Here is a 20927-nt window from a genome sequence, read left to right as displayed (position 1 = left end):
ACAAGAGAGTTGACATCTCGCATACAACGTCAACGACGCCCGTCACCTGCCGTCACCACCGACTACGGAACAGAGCCGGTCTTCTTACAGTCCCTGTTGAGGGCCTCTTCGTTCATTCTGAGGTGCGTTCCACGATGAGCTGGCGGCATAGCCGCGCGCGGTCCGCCAGTTCGTGGTCCACAGCGGAGAGTTCAGCCAGGTAGTGCAACACATCCGCGACGGCGTCATGGTTCGGGCTTCCAGCGAGGAACGTCTCGGTTGCCTCTGCCAAGCGGTCTCCTGGTTCGAGGATCAGCACCCGGAATAAGTCGAAGAACCTGGTGGCATCCTCATACATCTCGCTCACCGGCGAGGTGAGCAGCTGCCTCCAGCGGTCTATGCATGTCCCGAGCCCCGACTCCACCGTGTCGAGCATGACCTGCTCGAACACGAAGCTGAGGTCCTCGGGCTCGGCTGCGATGGCCTGCTCCAGATCCTCCCGTGCTAGGCCGTAGTGGCCTGCTTGCCGATGCGCCAGGCCGCGTGAGCTGAGAGTCCAAGCGTTGGTGGGGTCGAGGTCGTGGGCCGCGGTGAAGTCGGTGATGGCCTGGTTGTAGTGGCCTGCTTGCCGGTGCGTTTCTCCGCGTGAGATGAGGGTCCAGGCGTCGGTGAGGTCGAGCTCGTGTGCGGTGGTGAGGTCGGTAATGGCCTGGTTGTAGTGGCCTGCATACCGGTGTGAATGGCCGCGTGAGCTCAGGGACAAGGCGTTGGTGGGATCGAGGTCGTGGGCGATGGTGAGGTCGGTGATGGCCTGGTCGTGGCGGCTCGCTAGCTGGTGCGCTTGACCGCGGAAGATGAGGGGCCAGGCGTTGGTGGGATCGAGGTCGTGGGCGATGGTGAGGTCGGTGATGGCCTGGTCGTATCGACGCGCCTTCCGGTGCACCAGGCCGCGTGAGATGAGCGTCCGGGCGTTGGTGGGGTCGAGGTTGTGAGCGATGCTGAGGTCGGTGATGGCCTGGTTGTGGTGGCCGAGCGCGCTGTGGATTTCTCCACGCAGGTTCAGGGCGCGGGTGTTGTTGGCATCGCTAGCGATGGCCTGGTCCAAATCGGGCAGGGCCTCTTCGTTGTGGTTGGCTAAGTAAAAGCGGCGGCCGCGGTGGGCGTGGGCCCAGCTCCGGGCAGCGGTGCCCAGATCGCCGCAGGTCAGCAGAACAGTGAGGCATGCGAGATCTGGTTCGTCGTCTGCGAGGGCGTTCCCGAGGCGGCCGGACCAGCTGAGCAGGGCGGCATCGCCGGTGTCCTGCGCGGCCTGCTCGAAGGTCTTGGTCCACTGCCACAGCACCGCCGCGTTCCGGCCTGCCGCTTGCACCATCTGTTCGAGAGCAACTGCCAAATACGGCCCAGGGTGCGCGCATAGACGGTGGTAGGTCTCGTCCAGAAGGTGACGGCGCCATACGGGATCGTCCCAGCGTTCCGCCTCGGGAAGCCGCTCCTCGACTGCAGCGCGCCAGTCGGCGTGGGTGTCAGCGAGTCGCAGATGTGTGGCGGTCCAGCGCTGGGGAGAGTGGGCGCGTTGCTGACGGACCATGCTGGCGCGCACCACCGCGTGGTAGTGCTTGAAGTCGTCCTGCCCGCTGACGAACGGCTGCCCGCAGAGCCACTCCCACAGCCCTTCTGCTTCCGGTTGGGCTGCGGTGGCGAATACGTCCTCGTTCAGCTGCAGCGGCAGCGCGCATGCCCGCACCGCCTCGCGCTGGTGAGGGTCCGTGATCCACTGCACGAACCGCTCGACTGCCATGTCTGCCACGTCCCCGCTCGCGCCCACCGCTTCGGCGGCACTGGGACGGGCCAGGGCGAGGAGATCCACGAGCAGCGGCAGCCCCATCGACAGCTGCAGTACTGCCTCCACTACCTCCGGCTCGGTCACTCCTCGTACGGCCAGCAGCGACCGCGTCTCCGCCGCGGTGAAGACCTCCAACGGCACATCAGCCGCCTGCGACCGCAGCGGAGCCCACGTCCGCTCCGCGAGCTCGTCCCGACCGGCCAGCACCACGACGACATTCGCCGGCACCGGACCGAACTCATCCTCCAGCAGACTCAGCAGCCACCCGTCCAGGTACCGGCCCGTCTGCTCCCACGTGTCGAAGAACAGCACCACCCACTGGTGACGCGTGCACAATCGCTCCAGCTCCGCAACGAACGCCCGGCTCAAACCAGCCTCATCACGGCTCCCGCGCTGCCGCATCCGAGACCGGGTCCCGGACCGCAGCCTGTCCAGCCCCTGGGCCGCGGTATCCGGGTTCGCCATCGCCGTCACCAGGCCAGCCCCGGGAATGAGCGATGCCGCACCCAGCGCGGCTTGTGTAACCATCCGGCTCGACACCGATGCTTCCTCTTGCCCCGGTACCGGCCCGGGGGAAGTGTCCTGCTCCTTTCGGAACAGCTCCAGCGCCTTGTCGAACTCCTTGAGCGTGCCCGCTTGCTCGGCCAGTTGCCGGGCCAGCCCCGTCAGGGCTTGCTGCACGCCATGGACATCGTTCTCGTCCACCACCGCCGTCACCGCATTCACCCGCCGGGCCGCGTCCTGCCACTGCCGCAACAGCGTGGACTTCCCCACCCCGCCCACCCCACGCACGTGGAACAAGAACTCCGCCGGGTCCTCCTCGGACTCCGGATCCTTCGACAAGTTCTCCGCGAACAATGACAACTGCGCCCGCCGCCCTACGAACTGCGCCTGCGCGCGCCGCCGGATCAGCTCGCCCCGCGACCGGCCCCGCCCCGACCCGGACATACCCACACCTCGTCTCATGTCTGCCACGCCCGACTGCTGGCATGAGCCTCAACCGTAGTTTCTCTCGGCTCCCGCCTTCAGAAGGACGCCGATGCGTCAACGCCGCCCGGTCCCCAGACAAGATCGCTGCGGAGCCCGAGCATGGCTTCGTGGAGGCCGACCCGGCAGTGGAGGTGTTCGCCGGGTCGGGGGGTAGGGCGGGGCGGTACGGGACGTTGACTGTGATCCGGATGCGGTGAGGCTCAGCGGCGGCCATATCCACATCGTCAGCAGGCGCTGACGAGACCTGCCCCCGGAGAAAGTTCTTCTCCGGGGGCTTTCGTCCGCGCTCACGCAGGACGGTTCACACATGACCGACGAATGGAACACGGTTGCTGCTGCGGCCATCGCGGTCATCGGCGCGTTCGTCGGCCTGTTACATCTTGAACTTCACGGGCATCATGACCACCTACTCATTTGGGGGCGGCGTGGACGTCAAAGGCGTGCAGGGCAGCCTGGGCTCCGACGGCGTATGGATCACCATCACGAAACTACAAGTCGGCTCCCAGCAGCGGCAGTTCCGCATCCGGGGCCGCCGACGTCACCGGCACCCGACTCAAGCCCGGCACGAGGCTGTTCCACGGCTATGTGCAGCTCCTTCTCCCCGGCAGCGCCCCGGCCGCCGAGTCGAAGAGCCTGCTCACCGGAGGCCGGCCGCAACGGGATGTCAGCCTGCGCGATATCAGGTGGCTTGCTGAGGTCGATATCGGTCCCTCCAACGGGAGGTGGACCATCCTGCCACGCCTCAATTCGGCCTCAGCGTGAGACCGTTGCCGGCGGGGCCAGATCAGTTCGACGGAGGCGGGTTTGACGATGCCGGGGTTGAGGACCTCACTGCCGCCATAGCACAGGCGATCGGTGTTGAGAACCTCCTGCCGGGGCGCCCAAGTGGTAGCCGTGGCGGATGACGGGGGAGAAGAGGCGCGTCCGGCGGCAATCCTCAGCGCGTCAACGACGAGCTCGGCGCGATGGTGGTCGGCCGTCGCGTACCCGAACACCTCGCGCGTCTCCAAATCGATGAGCGTTGCCAGATACCACCAGTCGTCCACCGCAATCACCGCAGGCCGAACCGGCTCGCGATCAGCTACCCGCGTCTGCGCGACGTGGACGGCCGGGACCTCCTGGTCACCGACATCGATGCCGTGGACGGCACTCCCGTGATCGACCTGTCGCCCTACCTCGAGCAGATGGGGCCGCGCGGTCCTGTTCGTCAGCCGGCCTGGCCCGGCGAAATGCTCGATCCGTGCTACTGGGCGGACGCGAGCGAGCGTCCAGCGGGCGGCGAAGAGCTCTGACGTCGGGCCAGAATTCTGGTCTTCAGTTGAGCTCCAACAATGCCGTACCGCCAGCACAAGCACCTTGATGTAGAACTGCTTCTGGCCTCTCCGCCCAGGGACTCTTCAGGGACTTTCAGCACTGTCCGAGGGACTCCTGAGGCCTGCCTAACGCGGCAAGTCCCTGAAAGCCCAGAGAGGGCCTCCGACGCAGGTCAGAGGCCCTTTCGAAGACAAAGCCGCTGGTAGCGGCAGACGAGTCGGCCTGTGCGCCGCGCAAGCTTCCTACCTCGGTGCCACAACAGCAAGGCCGGGCTCTGCCCTGCCGCAGGAGATCACCCCGGGTTCGCCCGATCATCGACGGCTCTCGGTGTTCGAACACGAGATGCTGGAGATCCCCCTGCGCGACGAAGATCCTCATCACTGCCATCGAGCTGTGTCCGGACCACGTCGTCGCGACGCAGTAGGAGTTCGTTCTCGGCTTCGGCCACGGCGAGACCCCGCAGTCGCGCTCCGAGCCGGTCTCGGCCCACAGGAGACCGGCTGGACCGGTTCCGGGGCAGCCACTGCTGGGCAAGCACGTTCAGGAGGAGACTGACGACTAGTCAGGGAAATCAGCAAACAGTCAGCACACGCCCTGATTCAGTTGAGTACACCTGCCCGCACGTGCGGATCGACACCTCCGCTCGAACCCAGGCTTGACCAGCAGAAACACACGCTATACGGGGCTGGCGACCGAGTGCCGCCTTGACACCGCGATGAAGGAGGCATTTAAGGCGAAGACCTGTACCACGGATTGACTGCAGGGCGAAATCGCCCATCATCGACATGGTGATCCCTCCAAGGCCACCAGCCGCGTCTGCAGCTGGTGGCTCCAATGACGCCCCGGAGGTAGCCGCATCCGATGAACGCCGTACACACTCCGATGCCGAGCGAGGACGACTGCTGGGAGGCGTTCTGGGACGTCTTGGCCGCCGTAGTGGTGACGCGACACGAGTCTGGATCAGGCGGTGCGCAGGCCAAGCATGAAACACCCGCGTCAAGGTAGCCCTACAGCACAGCGCCATCAGTAAAAGGCGCTGCCACGGGACGTGCCTCCCACATGGGAACGATCCGGTACTTCTCACTCAGCGGCAATCCGCGCCCCTTGCGGACGTAAATCCCACGCACGACCGTTTTGATCAGCTTGTTCCTGGTGTTCGGGGTCGCCTGATCCCACTCGTCCACCAAGCTCTTGAAGGCCACGGCACGGGGCTGGGAAACCATGCGCTCTCGACGCTTGGAGAGCTGCTGACGCTCCGTCTCAAGCTCCACGCGACGAGCGTTGATCCGCTCCTGCTTGCGGCGGGCGGCGTCCTCGTTGATCAGACCATCCACCAGGCTGTCGGTGAGCTTGTCCTCCTGTCGCACCAGCCTTTCCAGTTCCCGTTCAATGCCGGTGAGCTGGGCTGCGGAGTCATTCGGCTTCAGCGCTGACTGGCTCCGGCGCACACGCGTCTCCATGTCCTGGCCTCCCTTGGCGTTCCCCTTGAGCCAGTCCAGTACGCGGACTTCGATGTGTTCCAGATTTCCGTACCCGGATCCGCGGCATGAACCGAGTTCGGCGTACTGGCGGCACCGCCACGTCACGTCGAACGGATCGGGACGGCCATCGACCGGGGGCTTCCGGATCTTCTTCGCCCTGAGCAGGGCGTGCATCGAACCCCCGCAAGCCGCGCAGAAGACCAAGCCCGTCGTCGAGTAACGGATCTCGCCCCGCTCACGGACTGATGTCTTGGGCGTATCACCACGGCGGTCGAGATAGGCGTCCCAGACACGCTCACACTCAGCACGATCCCCGATCACGGGTTCGTGCCCGCCCGGCAAGTACAGTCCGAACGTCTCCGGCCTGCGCGACCTGTTGCGTCCCCGGCGCTTGACTCCGTCCTTGTCGGTTCGCAGGACGTGCTGTTGCTCCGGCAAGCGGTAGCGCACGAAGCCGAGGCCGAAGCCCGAGTCGAGGATGTCGTACAGACGCCCAGGCGTCACGGGCTTACCCGAGGACGGATCGACGACACCTTCCGCGTACCACTCGTGTGTGATGTGAGCGATGAATTCACCGGCAGCCACCCGCCGCCAGGCATCGGCCAGCCTGGGCCCCAGCACCGGATCGACCTTGAGTATGCCCTCCTTGCACGCCGGGCAGGTCTCCAGCGGAACCCCGGGCTTCCGGGGAGGGCAGGTGTCACACCGGTAGTAGCCGAATCGCCCCTGGTTCGCGTGCGGAAGGCCCTTGCGTCGACGTCGGGCTATGGATTCCTTCCACACGTCAGCCTGCTGGTCGCTGAACAGCTCCGCGATGTTGAGCATCTGCCGGATCGCGAAGCGGCCGATGTTCGTCCTCCCGTCAAAGTCCTCCTTGACCGCACGGACTTCGATACCCAGCTCGGTGAGCCGGTCGAGGTTGGTCAGGGAGTCCTTCATGTTCCGGCCGAAGCGCGACCAGACCCACAGGATAAGGACGTCGAATTCCTCTCGCTCAGCCATACCGATGATCTTGGAAATCTGGCGTTCACCGAAGGAACGCCCTGTCTTGCCGAGGTCCATGATGGGCTTCCCCACCAGCTGCATGCCCTCCTTGGCGGCAAGCGTCTCGCCCTGGAACTGCTGCAGCTCCGGGCTGATCATGTCGTCCCTGGCTGTACTGACCCGGATGTAGATCAGCGCTCGTCGCGCACACCCCGTTTCGGTTCCTACCATCGTCGTTCCCTCCCACGTTCCCGGTCCTGTGACCGCGCCAGCGACGGCATCTCATCATGGAAAGGGCGGCACGACATTCGTCGCCCCGGTGCTCATGGGGCTGGACCCGAACCTCGCGATCATGATGTCCGGTGTCGCGACGGCCATCTTCCTGCTCGCCACGCGCGGCCGGGTGCCCAGCTACCTCGGCTGTTCGCTCTCCTTCGTGGGCGTGGCCGCCACGATCCGGGCCAGTGGTGGGGACAGCGCTGTCGTCACCGGGGCGGTCCTCGTCGTCGGCGCGGCGCTCTTCCTCGTGGGTCTCGCGGTGCAGCGTTTCGGCGCCCGGATCATCCACGCGGCGATGCCGCCCGTGGTCACCGGTGCCGTCGTCATGCTCATCGGCTTCAACCTGGCTCCGGTCACCGCGTCGACGTACTGGCCGCAGGACCAGTGGACCGCGTTGCTGGTCATGCTCTTCACCGGTATGGCCGTGGTGTGCCTGCGCGGATTCTTCTCGCGTATCGCGATCTTCCTCGGTCTGGTCTTCGGCTACGCGCTGTCCTGGGTCCTGGACCGGGTCTTCGGCAAGATCCATTCACCGGCGGGCGGCGCCGAGGCGGTCGACCACTGGCGGCTCGACCTGTCGGGCGTCTCCAAGGCCGACTGGATCGGGCTGCCGTCCTTCCACGCCCCGAGCTTCGAATGGTCGGCGATCCTGGTGGCGCTGCCGGTGGTGATCGCGCTGATCGCGGAGAACGCGGGCCATGTGAAGGCCGTGGGCGAGATGACCGGTGACTCGCTCGACGACAAGCTCGGCACCGCCATCGCGGCGGACGGCGCGGCCTCCATGCTCTCCACCGCCGTGGGCGGCCCGCCCAACACCACGTACTCCGAGAACATCGGCGTCATGGCCGCGACCCGTGTCTACTCCACCGCCGCGTACTGGGCCGCCGCCTGCTTCGCCCTGCTGTTCGGGCTGTGCCCCAAGTTCGGCGCGGTCGTCGCCGCGATCCCGGGCGGGGTCCTCGGCGGCATCACCGTCATCCTGTACGGGATGATCGGCCTGCTGGGCGCCCAGATCTGGATGAGCGGCAACGTCGACCTCCGCAACCCGCTGAATCTGGTGCCGGCCGCCGCGGGCATCATCATCGGGGTCGGCGGGGTCAGCCTCAAGATCTCCGACGACTTCGAGCTGAGCGGGATCGCGCTCGGCACCATCGTCGTGATCACCGGCTACCACGTACTGCGCGCCTTCGCCCCGGCCCATCTGAAGCCGCAGTCGCCGCTGCTGGACGCGGGCACGTCCACGTACGACGAGACGAAGCCGCCGACGCCGTAGTCCCTTCCGGGAGGAAGTCGTGTCCTCCGTCGCCCTGAGGGCGGTCATCCCCGCTCATGCTCGATCAGCACCGGCCCCCGTCCTGGCCCCCGTCCTGGCTTGTGTGGCCGGCCCTCTTCGCCCCGGCCTTGCAGCCCTGACCTATGCCTGGCGGATCTGCTGGTTCGGCCAGTTGCGCCCGACGGCCGGCCACCTCCGAGGACTCGCCGGGATGAAGACGTTCCCGTCCAGCGGCAGATTCAGCGGCTCTTCCATTTGCGCGATCCATGCGCGATTGACCCCGCGGAGCGCAAGCGTCTGTGTGAGGCGGCGGGCCTGAGTGAGGCGCAGATCGCCACGGCGCTGGACGCCCGCCGGGAGGCGGTGGGGAACTGGGAGACCGGGCGGACCGAGCCGCGGGCTGCAGGCGAACGTGAGGGCATCGTCCGCAGTGCTCTTACACGTGTGATCGACACCGCGGCCTACCTCGAAGCACCCGAATCCGAGGTAGCCGTAGCCGCGACCGCGCTCGTCGCGGCGCAGTGCCCCGGGGGTGAGCCGGCCGATCCAATCTATGGGCCGGAAGAGCCCCTCCCGGATCTCACTGGCCTGCGCGATCTCGCCCTTCAGGCTCTCGACCACATCATGACCGAACCGTCCGAACTGATGGACCTATGGGCCGAGTCGGATGGCGGGCCCTGGCGCGCGAACATCCGCCGCCTGCAGAACGTGCTCCTGCCACGGCCATCGGGAGAACAGCTCAGCCTGATCTGACCCACCCCGACCCGCACCCGTCCTACCGGAAGGTCACTATGAGCTGGGACGTCTTCTCATGCGTCTACCCGCCGACGTCACCTCTGTGCACGAGATCCCCGCCGACTGCACCCGGGACCCGCTCGGCCGGCGCGACGACCGGCTCGCAGCTGTCACTCAGGCTTGCCCTGAAGCTGACCTCTCGTGCCCAGGTGGGTGTGGTGCATGGTCACGGCCGGCGGGGGTTGACGCCGTCGATCTCGACCAGAAGGTGGCGGGGGCCGCGCAGGCTGGGGCTCGCGCGGTAGGGCGGTGGGTCGGTGACGAGCCGGGGGTTCTTCAGCCGGTGGGCCAGTTCGGTCAGGGCGATCTGTGTCTCGGGACGGGCCAACGGGGCGCCGAAGCAGTAGTGGATGCCGCCGCCGAAGCCCAGGTGCTCGTTGTGCTCGCGATCGGGGTCGAAGCGGTCGGGGTCCGGTACGAAGTCCGGGTCGCGGCTGCCGGCGGCGAGCGCGAGCGTGACCGGTGAGCCCTTGGGGATGGTGGTGCCGGCGATCTCGATGTCGTCGAGGGAGTTCCGGTTGTTGGAGAGAAACTGCACCGGTGGTTCGTAGCGCAGGAGTTCCTCGACCACCCGGGCGGCCAGATCGGGTTCGTCGTTGCGGCGAAGCCGTTCCAGCACCTCGGGGTGGCGCAGGAGGGTGAGCATGCCGTTGGTGATGAGGTTGACGGTCGTCTCGTGGCCGGCGACGAGCAGCAGAGCCGCGTTGCTCAGTACCTCTCCGGGTGACATGGGGGCCTCGTCGCCGTCGCCGCTGAGGAGCCCGGAGAGCAGGTCGTCGCCCCGTTGGCCGTGGCGGGCGTCGAGAAGCCCGGCGAAGTACTGACCGAGAACGGCGACTGCCTTCGCGCGTCGGCGCTGCCGCTCCGCGATCCCTCCGGTGGTCGGGTCGGCGGCCCGGACGACCGCGTCGGACATCGCCTGGAATCGTGGTTCGTCCTCGCGCGGGACTCCCAGCAGTTGGCAGATCACCGTGACCGGGAAGGGATAGGCGAAGTCGTCGACGATGTCGATCCGGGCCGTACCCGACCGGTCCTTCCCCACGAAGTCGTCGATCTCGCTGGTGACGATCTCGGCCATGTGGGGCATCATGCCGTCGATGCGACCGGGACAGTGCGGCGGCCCGAAGTTCCGCGTCAGCAGGCGCCGGAGCCGGTCGTGCTCGGGTGCGTCGGTCTGGATGAAGCTGGGCGGGAGCGTGGCAGGGCCCTCTTCGGGTACGTGCGCCGACGCGGTGGCGGCCGACTCGGGGAGGTTGCGTAGGTCCGAGCTGAGCCGTGGGTCGTGGAGCAGAGCGACTATCTCCCGGTAGGTGCTCACGACATAGCTCCCGTCCTCGACCCGTACCACGGGTGTCTTGCGCAGTTCGGTGTAGAGCGGGTACGGATCGGGGCGGTGGGAGTAGTCGAGGATCTGCTGCCAGATGCTGGTTTGGGTCATGGGGGCATCTCCCGTAACTCGGAGGTCCGGACGCGTCATGGCTCGGGCAGGCGTCACAGGTACGTTCTGCGGACCAAGGTGGCCCGCCGCTCGCTCGGTCCGTGACCGGTCACCACGACGGTGGCGTGAGGGGTGGGCCTGTCGGGGACCTCGGCCGCCACCGGGAGTGCGTCGGTGGGCTGGTCGGTGGTGCGGAAGAACGGCGGGAATGGCGCCGCCCGGTCGATCAACCCCGCATAGAACTCCAGCCACTTGGACTGGTTGAAGCCGACCGCGGCGGTGATGCGCCCGTGGTAGCCGTAGACGGCGACGAACCTGCGCTGAGCCACCGATCCCTGGGCGATGACGAGCTGGTCGGCATAGGTCGGAACGCCGACCGACTTGATCTCGGTGCCGAACTGGGTCGACCAGAACTCCGGCAGCGCCAGGTGCGGCCATCGATCGCCCTCGGCGCTGATCATGTTGTGTGCGGCGACCTGCGCCTGTGCGACGGCGTTGCCCCAGTGCTCCAGGGAGAGGTACTGGTAGTCGTAGACAGGGTGCGGGCAGCGGGCCACGTCGCCCGCGACGAACACATCGTCGGTGACGACGCCGTTGACGTCGACGGCGCGGCAGCCCGCGTCGCACGCCACACCCCATACACCTGCCGCCAGTCCCGAGCCTTCCAGCCATTCGACGTTGCGGATGCTGCCGAGCGCGGCCACCGCCACGTCGACGTCCAGGACGCTACCGTCAGACAGTCGGGCCTGCCGGAGCCGCCCGGCCCCATCGCCTTCCAGCGCCTCGACCTGAACCCCGCACCGCAGATCGACCCCGTGGTCACGCTGCATCTGTGCCGCGACGCCGCCGATCACCGCGCCCAGCGCCCCGACCAGCGGGGTCGGGCCCCGCTCAGCGACCGTCACCGGCACATCCAACTCACGGCAGGCAGAGGCGACCTCACAGCCGGTGAACCCGGCACCGATGACCAGCACCCGGCTGGGTCGTGCTTCCAGCCGCTGCCGCAGCCCTTCCGCGTCGTCCGGGGTGTGCAGCGCGAACAGCCCGTCGAGCGCGGCCTCCGCCTCGTTCGCCCACGGGCGCGTCCGCACCCCGGTGGCTATGAGCAATCGGTCGAATCCCACCTTCGCGCCATCGGCGAGCAGTACCTGCTTGCCGCTCAGGTCAAGCCCCGTGGCCGCGACCCCCAACCGCCAGTGCGCGTCGAGCTCGTCGCGGCGGGGCAGTCCGGTCCGCCGCGCCGGTACCTGGCCCATGAGGACCTGCTTGGACAAAGGTGGCCGGTCATAGGGGGCGTGAGGCTCGTCCCCGATCACGGTGAGCGAGCCGGTGAAGCCCTCCCGGCGCAGCGTCCAACCAGCCCGCAGGCCGGCCAGGGACGCCCCGACAATGACGACGCGTCCCGTACGCTTGAACGCTTCCCCAGGGCCCGGGGCGTCCACGTGCGTCTCGGGCGCGGACTCCCGGATCCGAGCGTCGTCACGGTCGAGGAAGATGGCCTGGACCGGGCAGGCCGCCGCCGCTCGCGCGATCTTCTCCCGCTGCGCGTCGTCAGGATCGGCGTCGTACAGCAGCGCCTCGTCCCCCTGTATGGCAAACACATCCGGTGCGGCGAAGGCACACTGTGCGTATCCCTGGCACCGCGTGAGATCCACCACGATCTTCATCTGGACGCCCTCCGAACCCTGAGGATCGGCCGTTTCGTCCCACGCCTGCGACGGACGCCGTCGTGCCCGCTCCTTCAGTGGATCACGGCACACCCGAGACCGCATCCGCCGCAGACCAGCAGTCACGTTCCGCAGTCGTTGCGCACCGAATCCCGGATTTGCGCATCCTGATGCGCATCGACCGCCGATCAAGGCGCATCAGATCGCGGACAGTACGTGCTGCACGACGGGCTCACAGAACCGCCTGGCTTCGACCGTCGGCCCCCTGGCTGCGGCAAGGCGCCCTGCCGCGAGTCGTCCTCGGACCGGTCGCCGAACGCGGCCCGCGCAACCACGGCCAGGCCGGCCACACTGCTGCCCGCACCCCTGGTGTCCGCCTCCCCGGCACGTCAATCTCCAAGAAACCGCAATGGTCTAGTCCAAGTCATTGACGTGCATGCGTCATCCCTCGATTCTGGCGGCACCTTCTCCCGACAGGAGTCCCCCATGAAGCGCAGTCGCTCCAGCTCGGTGCTCTCCTCCGGGGGGACGCCGTTCCGTTGTACGAGATGAGACACCACGCACCGCCGCGCCCGCCCCTCCGGAACGACCCGGGGCGGGCCTCCGGGCCACCGATGGCTCCGCCCGCCGTTCCCTCGTTCCGATGAACCCGCGGCCGGTCGGCGCCACGGCGGGCCCCTGGCTGGGACGCTGCCCCCATGGCGCAGTTCGAGCAGACGGAGCAGTTCGCGGACCGGTCCGGTCCGGTCATGGCGCCGCCCGATGTCACCACGGTGATCGGGCGGATGCGTGACTTCCGGTCCTCCTGGCCGCCACCCGACGGGGTGGCGGTCTTCAACCGGGTCTATCTGACGGTCACCGAGACGATCGGCCGGCAGATCACCGAAGGCGCGTTCCCGGACCGCGCGGCGGCCTCCGCCCTCGACGTCCGGTTCGCGGAACGGTATCTGGCCGCGGTCGACGCCGCGGAGGCGGGGCGCAGGCCGCCCGACTGCTGGCGTCCGCTGTTCCAGTACCGGCACCATCCCGGCGTGCGGCCGCTGCAGTTCGCGCTGGCGGGCATCAACGCGCACGTCGGCCACGATCTGGCGCTCGCCGTCGTGGACACCTGTCACGCCCTGCGCTGCGCCCCGCCGGACCTGCGGGAGGAGTTCGACCGGGTGGGCGATCTCCTCGTGTTGCTGGAGGAACAGATCCGCGAGGACCTGATGCCGGGCCCCGATCTCCTTGAGGTCGCCGATCCGCTCACCCACCTGCTGGGTTCATGGAGCCTGGAGCGGGCCCGCGAGGCGGCGTGGTCGGCTGCCCGGGTGCTCTGGCGGCTGCGTGATCTCCCGCTGCTGGCCGAGGAGTTCCGGCAGCGGATGGACGCGGGCGCCGGCCTGGTGGGGCGCTGTCTGCTCACTCCGTGCCGCTGACCTCACCCCACCGCGCAGCGTCAGCCGTCCGGCGCTGCGCCGCTCAGTCCTCCGGGAGTTCGACCGGGGCGATGTCGTCGAAGACGTCACCGGGGCCGGGGTTCGTCGCATCCGTGGCGCCGCCGAACTGGGTCATCACGCCCCAGACGGCGTTGAGCGCGGTCTGAACGGCGCCTTCGGCCCACCCGGCCGTCCAGGAGATGTCGTCGCCCGCGAGGAAGAGTCCCCGTTTGTCGGCGGGCAGCCGGTCCTGCATGAAGTGGGTGAACAGCCGCCGCTGGTATCGGTAGTGGCCCGGCAGGTTCGCCTTGAACGCACCCATGAAATAGGGCTCGTTCTCCCAGGAGACCGTCACCGGGTTGCCGATGATGTGCTTGCGGATGTCGACGTCCGGATAGATCTCCCCGAGCGACTTCAACATCACCTCCATGCGCTCGTTCGGCGACAGCGGCAGCCACTTCAGGCTGTCGTCGCACCAGGTGTACGAGAGGCAGATGACGGCCGGCTTGTCGGGTCCGTCGTCGAGGAGGTAGGTACCCCGGGTCATCCGGTCGGTGAGCGTCATCGACATGACGTCCCGGCCGGTGGGAACCCCGTCGCTGCCGACCGCCTTGTCCAGCCAGAAGGGCCGGTCGACGGGCACGAACAGCTTGGACGACTCCATGTAGTGGGTGCGCTCCATCGCCGTCCAGTGGTCGATGGGGAACAGCGCGTCGTCGCAGTCGATCTTGGAGAGCAGCAGCCAGGACTGGCCGGTGAAGATCGCCGCCCGGAAGGTGCGGATGTCGCCGGTCGCGTCGGTGACGGTGATCCGGTTGCCGGCGGTGCGGTTCAGCCGCGTCACGGCGGGGCGGGGGTCCCCGTCGTGCAGGGAGGAGAGCGAGGTGCCGAGCGGCCAGTGCACGATCTTCTGCGGCTCGCGGTCCCAGAGCCGCAGCGGAAGTTGCTGGCTGCCGCCGACGATGCCGCGGTGGTGGTCGTCCGCCTCGGTGTAGACGACCCGCAGGATCTCCAGGATGGAGTTCGGGAAGTCGGTGTCCCAGCCGCCGGTACCGAAGCCGACCTGGCCGAAGATCTCCCGGTGGCGGAACGACTTGAAGGAGTCGGAGGCGCAGAGGAAGCCGTAGAAGGTCTGGTTGTCGAGTTTCTCGACGAGCTTCGCCCAGATCTCCCGGATGCGCGGCACGTCGCGTTCACGCATTGCCCGGTTCATGTCGGAGAAGTCGGCGCCCTCCTCCAGGCAGGCGTTCCAGGCATCCATCACATCGCGGTAGACCTGCGGCAGGTCGTCGATGGTCTCCGCGTAGTGCGACTCGCCCTTGAGGTCGACCACGGTCGAAGGGGTTGCGGGCGACAGCGGGTTGGGGAACGGTTCGGTCCGCAGGCCCACCAGGTCGATGTAGTGCTGCAGCGCGGTGGAGGACGGCGGGAAGCGCATCGCGCCCATCTCCGCGGTCATCGACGGATCACAGCCGTCGAAGCCGACGGTACGCAGCCGGCCGCCGATCCGGTCCGCCTCGTAGACGACGGGCTTGAGACCCATCTTCATCAGTTCGTACGCGGCCACGATGCCGGAGAGTCCACCGCCGATGACGGCGACCTCGGCGCCGTGCTCGGTCGCCGGTATCTGGCCGAGCCCCGCGGGGTGCGCCAGGAAATCGTCGTACGCGTAGGGGAAGTCCGGCCCGAACATGGTGATCGGCGGCTGCGCGTCGGTGTGCTGGACGGCGTTGGGCACCGTGGACGTCATGGGGTACGGACTCCTTGCGGGAAAAAGAGGGAGCGAGCGGGCGCGGGCTCAGACCAGGGAACCGTAGAGACCGGGGCGGCGATCGTGCAGATACGGGTTTGCGGCACGGGACGCGCGCAGGAACTCCGGGTCGACCTCGCCGACGACGAGCTCCTCGCCGCGTCCGGCGCGGGTGCGGACGGTGCCGTCGGGACCCGCCAGGCAGCTCAGCCCGACGAACTCGAACTCCCCTTCCGGGCCGGTCCTGTTGACGTACGCGATGTACATCTGGCTCTCGAAGGCACGGACCGGGACGACGGACTCGGCGACGAACTGGAAGGGGTGCATCTGCGCGGTCGGCACCAGCAGCAGGTCGGTGGCGGCGAGAGCGTGCGCCCGTACGTTCTCCGGGAACTCGACGTCGTAACAGATCATGATCCCGACACGGACGCCGTCCAGCTCGGCCTGGACGACGGCCTCCTCGCCCGGCGTGAACCACTGCTGCTCGAAGCAGCCGAAGAGGTGGGTCTTGCGGTAATTGGCCAGCCGGGTGCCGTCGGGTCCGATCAGCTGCGCGGAGTTGAAGATCAGGTCGTCCGCGCGCTCCGGGTATCCGTAGAGGACCGCGAGCCCGTGCCGTACGGCGACGGCGGCGACGGCCCGCGCGGACGCCCCGTCGGCGGTCTCGGCGAGCCGGGGCACCTCGTCACCGATGGCGTACCCGGTCAGGAACAGCTCGGGGCAGACAAGCAGCCGGGCCCCGGCCCCGGCCGCCCGCGCCGCCGCCTCGTCGAGCGCCTTGAGGTTCTCGTCCACCGAGCCCGGACGTCCGGAGCTCTGGAGCAGGGCGGTGCGCAACGGCGGCATGGCAGACCTCGGACGGTGCGGTGCGGGGCGGGGACGTTTAGACGGTACGGGCCGGTGATCAGGCCGGACAAGGCGCGAGCGTTGCCGCCGACCGTCGATCCATTGCGCAATTCACCGCTCCGGCGGTGATTCGTTGCGTGAGGCGTCGTCGCAGGTCAGGGGGGTGATATCGGTCTCGTTGAAGACCATGTGCCGGAGTGCGGGCCGCCCGGGTGCGGGCCGTCGGATCCGCACGGGCGGCCGGCAGCAGGCGCCGTCACCGGGCCGGCCAGGCACCGGCACCCGGGGTACGGACGGGTTCGGTGCACGGATGGGCCGCGTACCGAGCCGGATCAGCCCGGTGAGCCCGCGGAGTACCGCCGCAGCAGCGGCGAGAGCACCAGCACCGATTTGGTGCGCTCCACATAGGGTTCGCCCGCGATCCGCTCCAGCACCTGTTCGAAGTGGCGCATGTCGGCGGCGAAGACCTGGACGATCGCGTCGGCCTCCCCGGTGACCGTGGACGCCGACGCGATCTCCGGGTAGCGCGCCAGGCCGGTCTTGATCGCTTCCGGGGAGGTGTTGCGGCTGCAGTAGATCTCGATGAAACCCTCGGTCTCCCAGCCGAGTGCCGCCGGGTCCACCCGCACGGTGAAACCGGTGATCGCCCCCTCCGCCCGCAACCGGTCGACGCGGCGCTTGACCGCGGGTGCGGACAGGCCGATGATCGCGCCGATGTCGGCGTAGGAGCGGCGGGCGTCCTCGGCCAGGGCATGGACGATGCGTTCGTCGAGATCGTTCAGTCGCACTTCGGGTGGATCACTTCTCTGGGGCGGCAGGTCGGGGGCGGCGCGGCGCCGCACCCGAAGTAGAACACGCGGTGACGGAAGAGGCCGTACGGACGTCTGCACGGCGCAACGGGGTAGGGGTGGAGTGCGCACCCGGCGAAACGGAGACCCGATGACATGGCTCGACCCCGACCCCTTTCTGCGTGGTGTCGCCTGGCGGGACGGCCGGCACGCGGTACGGGCCGATCCGGCCGATCTGGCCCGGCTGCCGTGGGACACCGGGGAGCGGGCGCTGCTGCCCATCGGGGTGCGGCTGGAGTTCCTGGCGCCGGGCGCGCGTGCCGTGGAGATCCGCTACCGGGCCCAGGCCCCGGGCGGCCGTGTCGGACTCTTCGCGCTGTGGCAGGGCGAGAGGTGTGTGACGGAGGTCCTCTCCGACCCCGCGGAGGACGCCGTCACCACCATCGGCCTCCCGCCCGGGGAGGACGGACCCTTCACCGTCCATCCGCCGGAGGCACTGGGACCGGCCGTCACGGGGGTGCGGTCGGTGGGCGGCGCCCTGCTGCCCGTCCCGGCGCGGCCGCGGTGGGTGGTGCACGGGGACTCGATCACCGAGGGCTGGTGGTCGACGCGCCCCGCCCACGCCTGGCCCGCGGCAGCCGGCCGCACGCTCGGGCTGGACACGATCAATCTGGGGTACGCGGGTTCGGGGCGCGGGGAGTTGTGCGTGGCCGAGCAGATCGCCGCACTCCCGGCCGACGTGCTGACCCTGGCCTTCGGCACGAACTGCTGGGCGGGCGTCCCGTTCTCGGCACCGCTGCTGTACGAGACGGTGCGCGCCTTCGTCACCCTGGTGCGCGCGGGCCACCCGGAGACCCCGTTGCTGCTCGTCTCCCCGCTGCTGCGCCCGGATGCGGAGGAGACCCCGAACGCGCTCGGGGCCACGCTGTCCGAGCTGCGGACGGCGCTGGAACGGGCGGGCGCCGACCTCGTCCGGGCCGGTGACTCCCGGCTGTCGGTGCTGCCGGGGCGGGACGTCCTGGGGCCGGAGCATCTGATGGACGGCCTCCACCCGGACGACAGCGGTCATGCCCGGCTGGCGGCGGCGGTCGCGAAGGCCCTCGCCCCGCACCTGCCTCCGGCGAAGGAGGACGTCCGGGCCGCCGGGGCGGCCCGGACGTCTCCTCGTCGTGCGTGCTAGCTCCAGCTGGCGTGCAGCGGCTTGCCCTCCGCGTAGCCGGCGGCGCTCTGCACGCCGACGACCGCCTTCTCGGCGAACTCCTCCAGGGACGCCGCCCCGGCGTACGTGCAGGAGGAGCGGACACCCGCGATGATCGAGTCGATCAGGTCCTCGACCCCGGGGCGGGCCGGGTCGAGGAACATCCGCGAGGTGGAGATGCCCTCCTCGAAGAGCGCCTTACGGGCCCGGTCGTACGCCGACTCGTCCGAGGTCCGGTTCTTCACCGCACGCGCGGACGCCATCCCGAAGGATTCCTTGTAGTACCGGCCGTCGGCGGACTGCTGGAGGTCGCCGGGCGACTCGTACGTACCGGCGAACCAGGAGCCGATCATCACGTTGGACGCACCGGCGGCGAGCGCCATGGCGACGTCGCGGGGGTGGCGGACGCCGCCGTCCGCCCAGACGTGCTTACCGTGCTTCCTGGCCTCGGCGGCGCACTCCAGCACCGCGGAGAACTGCGGCCGGCCGACGCCGGTCATCATCCGGGTGGTGCACATGGCGCCGGGGCCGACACCGACCTTGATGATGTCCGCACCGGCCTCGATCAGGTCGCGCACGCCCTCAGCCGCGACGATGTTGCCCGCGACGAGGGGGACCTGCGGGTCGAGCGCCCGCACCGCGCGGACCGCGCTGATCATGGACTCCTGGTGGCCGTGCGCGGTGTCCACGACGAGGGTGTCGACACCCGCGTCGAGGAGCTGCTTGGCCTTGCCCGCGACGTCGCCGTTGATCCCGACGGCGGCGGCGATCCGCAGCTTGCCCTCGGCGTCGGTGGCCGGGGTGTAGAGCGTGGCGCGCAGCGCTGCCTTGCGGGTGAGGATGCCGACGAGCCTGCCGTCCGCGTCGACCGCGGGGGCGAGCTTGCGGTTGGCGCCGTCGAGCTTGTTGAACGCGTCGCGCGGGTCGATGTCCGCGTCGAGGAGCACGAGGTCCCTGGACATGACCTCGGAGAGCTGGGTGAAACGGTCGACACCGGTCAGGTCGTGGTCGGTGACGACGCCCACGGGCCGCTGCTCGTCGTCGACGACGACGCCCGCGCCGTGCGCCCGCTTCGGCAGCAGGGACAGCGCGTCGGCCACCGTCTGGCCGGGGGACAGCACGATCGGCGTGTCGAGCACGAGGTGGCGTGTCTTGACCCAGGAGATGACCTCGGTGACGACGTCGATCGGGATGTCCTGCGGAATGACGACGAGACCGCCGCGGCGGGCGATTGTTTCGGCCATCCGGCGGCCCGCGATCGCCGTCATGTTGGCGACGACGAGCGGAATCGTGGTGCCGGTGCCGTCCGGTGCGGAAAGGTCGACCCCTTGGCGGGAACCGACCGCTGAGCGGCCCGGAACCATGAAGACATCGTCGTACGTGAGGTCGTACGGGACCGTGGGGGACTCTGTGAAACGACCGGTGCCGGGCTGAAGAAAACGCATAACACCCATTTTTTCATGTGAAGCGGCGCAGGTCGCCTCCACGAAGACACAGCAAATCGCTCCCGTGTTCGTATATTCCTCCAAGGGCGGAGTACGGGAGCCCCGGGCAAGTGGAACCTGCCTTACCCGCGGACCCTACCCGAACAACAATCGAACCATTCGTGATCATCTTCCCTGGACCGGATGACAGGGGGTCAGGTAGCTTCAAATGCGCAGGTCCCGCGGGTCACGAAGACGCCCCGAGGAACAGGTGGAACGGCTCCAACTTCCGTCACAGGTACGACCGGAGAGGATTCAGGCCCGCCCGTGGAGAACGAACTTCCGGACATCTACTGCCCGTTCCCCCAGCGGACGAACGCGCATGTCGCGCACACCCGTGCCCATCTCGACACCTGGACTCGCAACACCGGCCTGGTGCATAGGGATTCGGCCAGGCAGCGCTTCGAGCAAGCCGACTTCGGTGCCTTCGTCGGCATGGTGTATCCGACCGCGAACGAAGAGAATCTCGATCTCGTCGCCGACTGGTTCGTCTGGCTGTTCCTCGTCGACGACCAGCTCGACGACGGCCATCTCGGCCGCAGCCCGGAGCGGGTCCGGGACGTGGTCGCGATGATGCGCAACGTGGTCGAGGGCACCGGCACCGGCCCGCTCCCCCACGAGGAGCTCCCCGCCGCCGTGATCGCCCTGGCCGACCTGTGGAAACGTACGACACCGAACGCGGCGGCGCACTGGCTACGCCGGTTCGCCTGGCATCTGATCACCTACTTGACCACCGCCACCACCTGGGAGGCGGGGAACCGGGCGAACGGGGTCGTGCCGTCCGAGGAGACCTACATCGCCAAGCGGCGGCACACCGGGGCGATACACGTCTGCATGGACCTGATAGAGGTCGTGACCGGCATCGAGGCCCCCGAGTCGATCCACAACGACGCCCGGTTCATCGTCGCCGTGGAGGCCTCCTGCAACGTCGTGTGCTGGGCCAACGACGTCTACTCGTACGAGAAGGAACAGGTCCTGGGCGAGATCCACAACCTCGTCCACCTGGTCCGGCACCACCGCGGCTACGGTCAGCGACAGGCGCTGGAACACGTCTGCGCGGAGATCGCCACCGAGACCGAGCGCTTCCTGTCGGCCGAGACCGAACTGCTCGCAGCCTATCCCCAGCTGTCCGGGATGCTCCTCCCGTACCTGGACGGGATGCGGAGCTGGATGCGCGGCAATCTGGACTGGTCCCGGCAGACACCCCGCTACAACCCGGCCGACGTCAGCCAGTACAAGGAACCGGAGCAGTACCTGGAGGCGACGGTCCTGGGCATCGGACCGGAACGCGCCGACCACGTGGCCGAGGGACGCACCGGCTGAGGATCCGCGAGCAAGGCACCGGACCGGCACGGGAGGAGAGCCGGGTACGTGATCCGTACCCGGCTCTCCTCCCGTGC

At 68.4% G+C, this 20927-nt stretch carries 13 protein-coding genes and 1 pseudogene; 6 read left to right on the top strand and 8 right to left on the bottom strand.

The annotated features are described in order from the left end of the window. Positions 1-112: 112 nt before the first annotated feature. Entirely contained in the window at positions 113-2770 is a 2658-nt protein-coding gene (locus ACFVXE_RS33205) for a hypothetical protein (RefSeq protein WP_389676833.1), read from the bottom strand. A gap of 1082 nt (positions 2771-3852) precedes the next feature. On the opposite strand from ACFVXE_RS33205, the pseudogene ACFVXE_RS33200 reads away from it, so the two are divergent. After that, a pseudogene (locus ACFVXE_RS33200) lies at positions 3853-4104 on the top strand (TrmO family methyltransferase); the annotation flags it as partial. 1029 nt (positions 4105-5133) lie between these two features. Here the strand turns inward: ACFVXE_RS33200 and ACFVXE_RS33195 are convergent. After that, positions 5134-6822 (bottom strand): recombinase family protein, encoded by a 1689-nt coding sequence (locus tag ACFVXE_RS33195; RefSeq protein ID WP_389676831.1) that lies wholly within the window; start codon positions 6820-6822, stop codon positions 5134-5136. A 28-nt stretch (positions 6823-6850) separates the two neighbouring features. On the opposite strand from ACFVXE_RS33195, the gene ACFVXE_RS33190 reads away from it, so the two are divergent. Beyond that, positions 6851-8143 carry a uracil-xanthine permease family protein gene (locus tag ACFVXE_RS33190; protein ID WP_389676829.1) on the top strand — a complete coding sequence of 431 codons (1293 nt, stop codon included), beginning with the start codon at positions 6851-6853 and terminating at the stop codon, positions 8141-8143. Positions 8144-8506: 363 nt separating this feature from the next. Beyond that, positions 8507-8896 carry a DUF4259 domain-containing protein gene (locus ACFVXE_RS33185; RefSeq protein ID WP_389676828.1) on the top strand — a complete coding sequence of 130 codons (390 nt, stop codon included), beginning with the start codon at positions 8507-8509 and terminating at the stop codon, positions 8894-8896. Between the two features lie 208 nt (positions 8897-9104). On the opposite strand, the gene ACFVXE_RS33180 is transcribed toward ACFVXE_RS33185, so the two are convergent. Next, positions 9105-10376: a cytochrome P450 gene (locus ACFVXE_RS33180; protein ID WP_389676826.1), complete on the bottom strand. Its 1272-nt coding sequence runs from the start codon at positions 10374-10376 to the stop codon at positions 9105-9107. A 53-nt stretch (positions 10377-10429) separates the two neighbouring features. Beyond that, positions 10430-12043, bottom strand: coding sequence for an FAD-dependent oxidoreductase (locus tag ACFVXE_RS33175; RefSeq protein WP_389676824.1), 1614 nt, complete (start codon positions 12041-12043; stop codon positions 10430-10432). A gap of 698 nt (positions 12044-12741) precedes the next feature. On the opposite strand from ACFVXE_RS33175, the gene ACFVXE_RS33170 reads away from it, so the two are divergent. Next, positions 12742-13461, top strand: a complete 720-nt coding sequence (locus tag ACFVXE_RS33170; protein ID WP_389676822.1) for a DUF5995 family protein — start codon at positions 12742-12744, stop codon at positions 13459-13461. Positions 13462-13504: 43 nt separating this feature from the next. Here the strand turns inward: ACFVXE_RS33170 and ACFVXE_RS33165 are convergent, their stop codons facing one another. The 3 genes from ACFVXE_RS33165 to ACFVXE_RS33155 form a co-directional block, all read right to left on the bottom strand. Then, positions 13505-15211 (bottom strand): flavin monoamine oxidase family protein, encoded by a 1707-nt coding sequence (locus tag ACFVXE_RS33165; RefSeq protein ID WP_389676821.1) that lies wholly within the window; start codon positions 15209-15211, stop codon positions 13505-13507. Positions 15212-15259: 48 nt separating this feature from the next. After that, positions 15260-16057, bottom strand: a complete 798-nt coding sequence (locus tag ACFVXE_RS33160) for a carbon-nitrogen hydrolase family protein (protein WP_389676819.1) — start codon at positions 16055-16057, stop codon at positions 15260-15262. Positions 16058-16389: 332 nt separating this feature from the next. Further along, a complete protein-coding gene (locus ACFVXE_RS33155; protein WP_389676817.1) occupies positions 16390-16845 on the bottom strand; it encodes an Lrp/AsnC family transcriptional regulator in 456 nt (151 codons plus the stop codon). Between the two features lie 151 nt (positions 16846-16996). On the opposite strand from ACFVXE_RS33155, the gene ACFVXE_RS33150 reads away from it, so the two are divergent. Then, positions 16997-18025 carry a GDSL-type esterase/lipase family protein gene (locus ACFVXE_RS33150; RefSeq protein WP_389676815.1) on the top strand — a complete coding sequence of 343 codons (1029 nt, stop codon included), beginning with the start codon at positions 16997-16999 and terminating at the stop codon, positions 18023-18025. Here ACFVXE_RS33150 and ACFVXE_RS33145 read toward each other — a convergent pair. Continuing rightward, complete coding sequence (locus ACFVXE_RS33145) at positions 18022-19488, bottom strand: GuaB1 family IMP dehydrogenase-related protein (protein ID WP_389676813.1); 1467 nt, start codon at positions 19486-19488, stop codon at positions 18022-18024. The two genes, ACFVXE_RS33150 and ACFVXE_RS33145, sit on opposite strands and share 4 nt — an antisense overlap. 306 nt (positions 19489-19794) lie before the next feature. Between ACFVXE_RS33145 and ACFVXE_RS33140 the strand changes: the two genes are divergently transcribed. Continuing rightward, positions 19795-20850 (top strand): terpene cyclase, encoded by a 1056-nt coding sequence (locus ACFVXE_RS33140; RefSeq protein WP_389676811.1) that lies wholly within the window; start codon positions 19795-19797, stop codon positions 20848-20850. Positions 20851-20927: the final 77 nt, after the last annotated feature.

The organism is Streptomyces sp. NPDC058231 (assembly GCF_042882275.1).
Taxonomy (GTDB): Bacteria; Actinomycetota; Actinomycetes; order Streptomycetales; family Streptomycetaceae; genus Streptomyces.
The sequence above is the reverse complement of the archived record's forward strand: the minus strand, read 5'-3'. Positions and strand labels throughout refer to the sequence as shown.

What these genes read in the sequence shown, in the direction of transcription:
- ACFVXE_RS33175 (WP_389676824.1), bottom strand. Translation starts at nt 12,043, where the DNA reads ATGAAGATCGTGGTGGATCTCACGCGGTGCCAGGGATACGCACAGTGT.
- ACFVXE_RS33145 (WP_389676813.1), bottom strand. Translation starts at nt 19,488, where the DNA reads ATGCGTTTTCTTCAGCCCGGCACCGGTCGTTTCACAGAGTCCCCCACG.
- ACFVXE_RS33150 (WP_389676815.1), top strand. Translation starts at nt 16,997, where the DNA reads ATGACATGGCTCGACCCCGACCCCTTTCTGCGTGGTGTCGCCTGGCGG.
- ACFVXE_RS33160 (WP_389676819.1), bottom strand. Translation starts at nt 16,057, where the DNA reads ATGCCGCCGTTGCGCACCGCCCTGCTCCAGAGCTCCGGACGTCCGGGC.
- ACFVXE_RS33165 (WP_389676821.1), bottom strand. Translation starts at nt 15,211, where the DNA reads ATGACGTCCACGGTGCCCAACGCCGTCCAGCACACCGACGCGCAGCCG.
- ACFVXE_RS33195 (WP_389676831.1), bottom strand. Translation starts at nt 6,822, where the DNA reads ATGGTAGGAACCGAAACGGGGTGTGCGCGACGAGCGCTGATCTACATC.
- ACFVXE_RS33205 (WP_389676833.1), bottom strand. Translation starts at nt 2,770, where the DNA reads ATGTCCGGGTCGGGGCGGGGCCGGTCGCGGGGCGAGCTGATCCGGCGG.
- ACFVXE_RS33180 (WP_389676826.1), bottom strand. Translation starts at nt 10,376, where the DNA reads ATGACCCAAACCAGCATCTGGCAGCAGATCCTCGACTACTCCCACCGC.
- ACFVXE_RS33170 (WP_389676822.1), top strand. Translation starts at nt 12,742, where the DNA reads ATGGCGCAGTTCGAGCAGACGGAGCAGTTCGCGGACCGGTCCGGTCCG.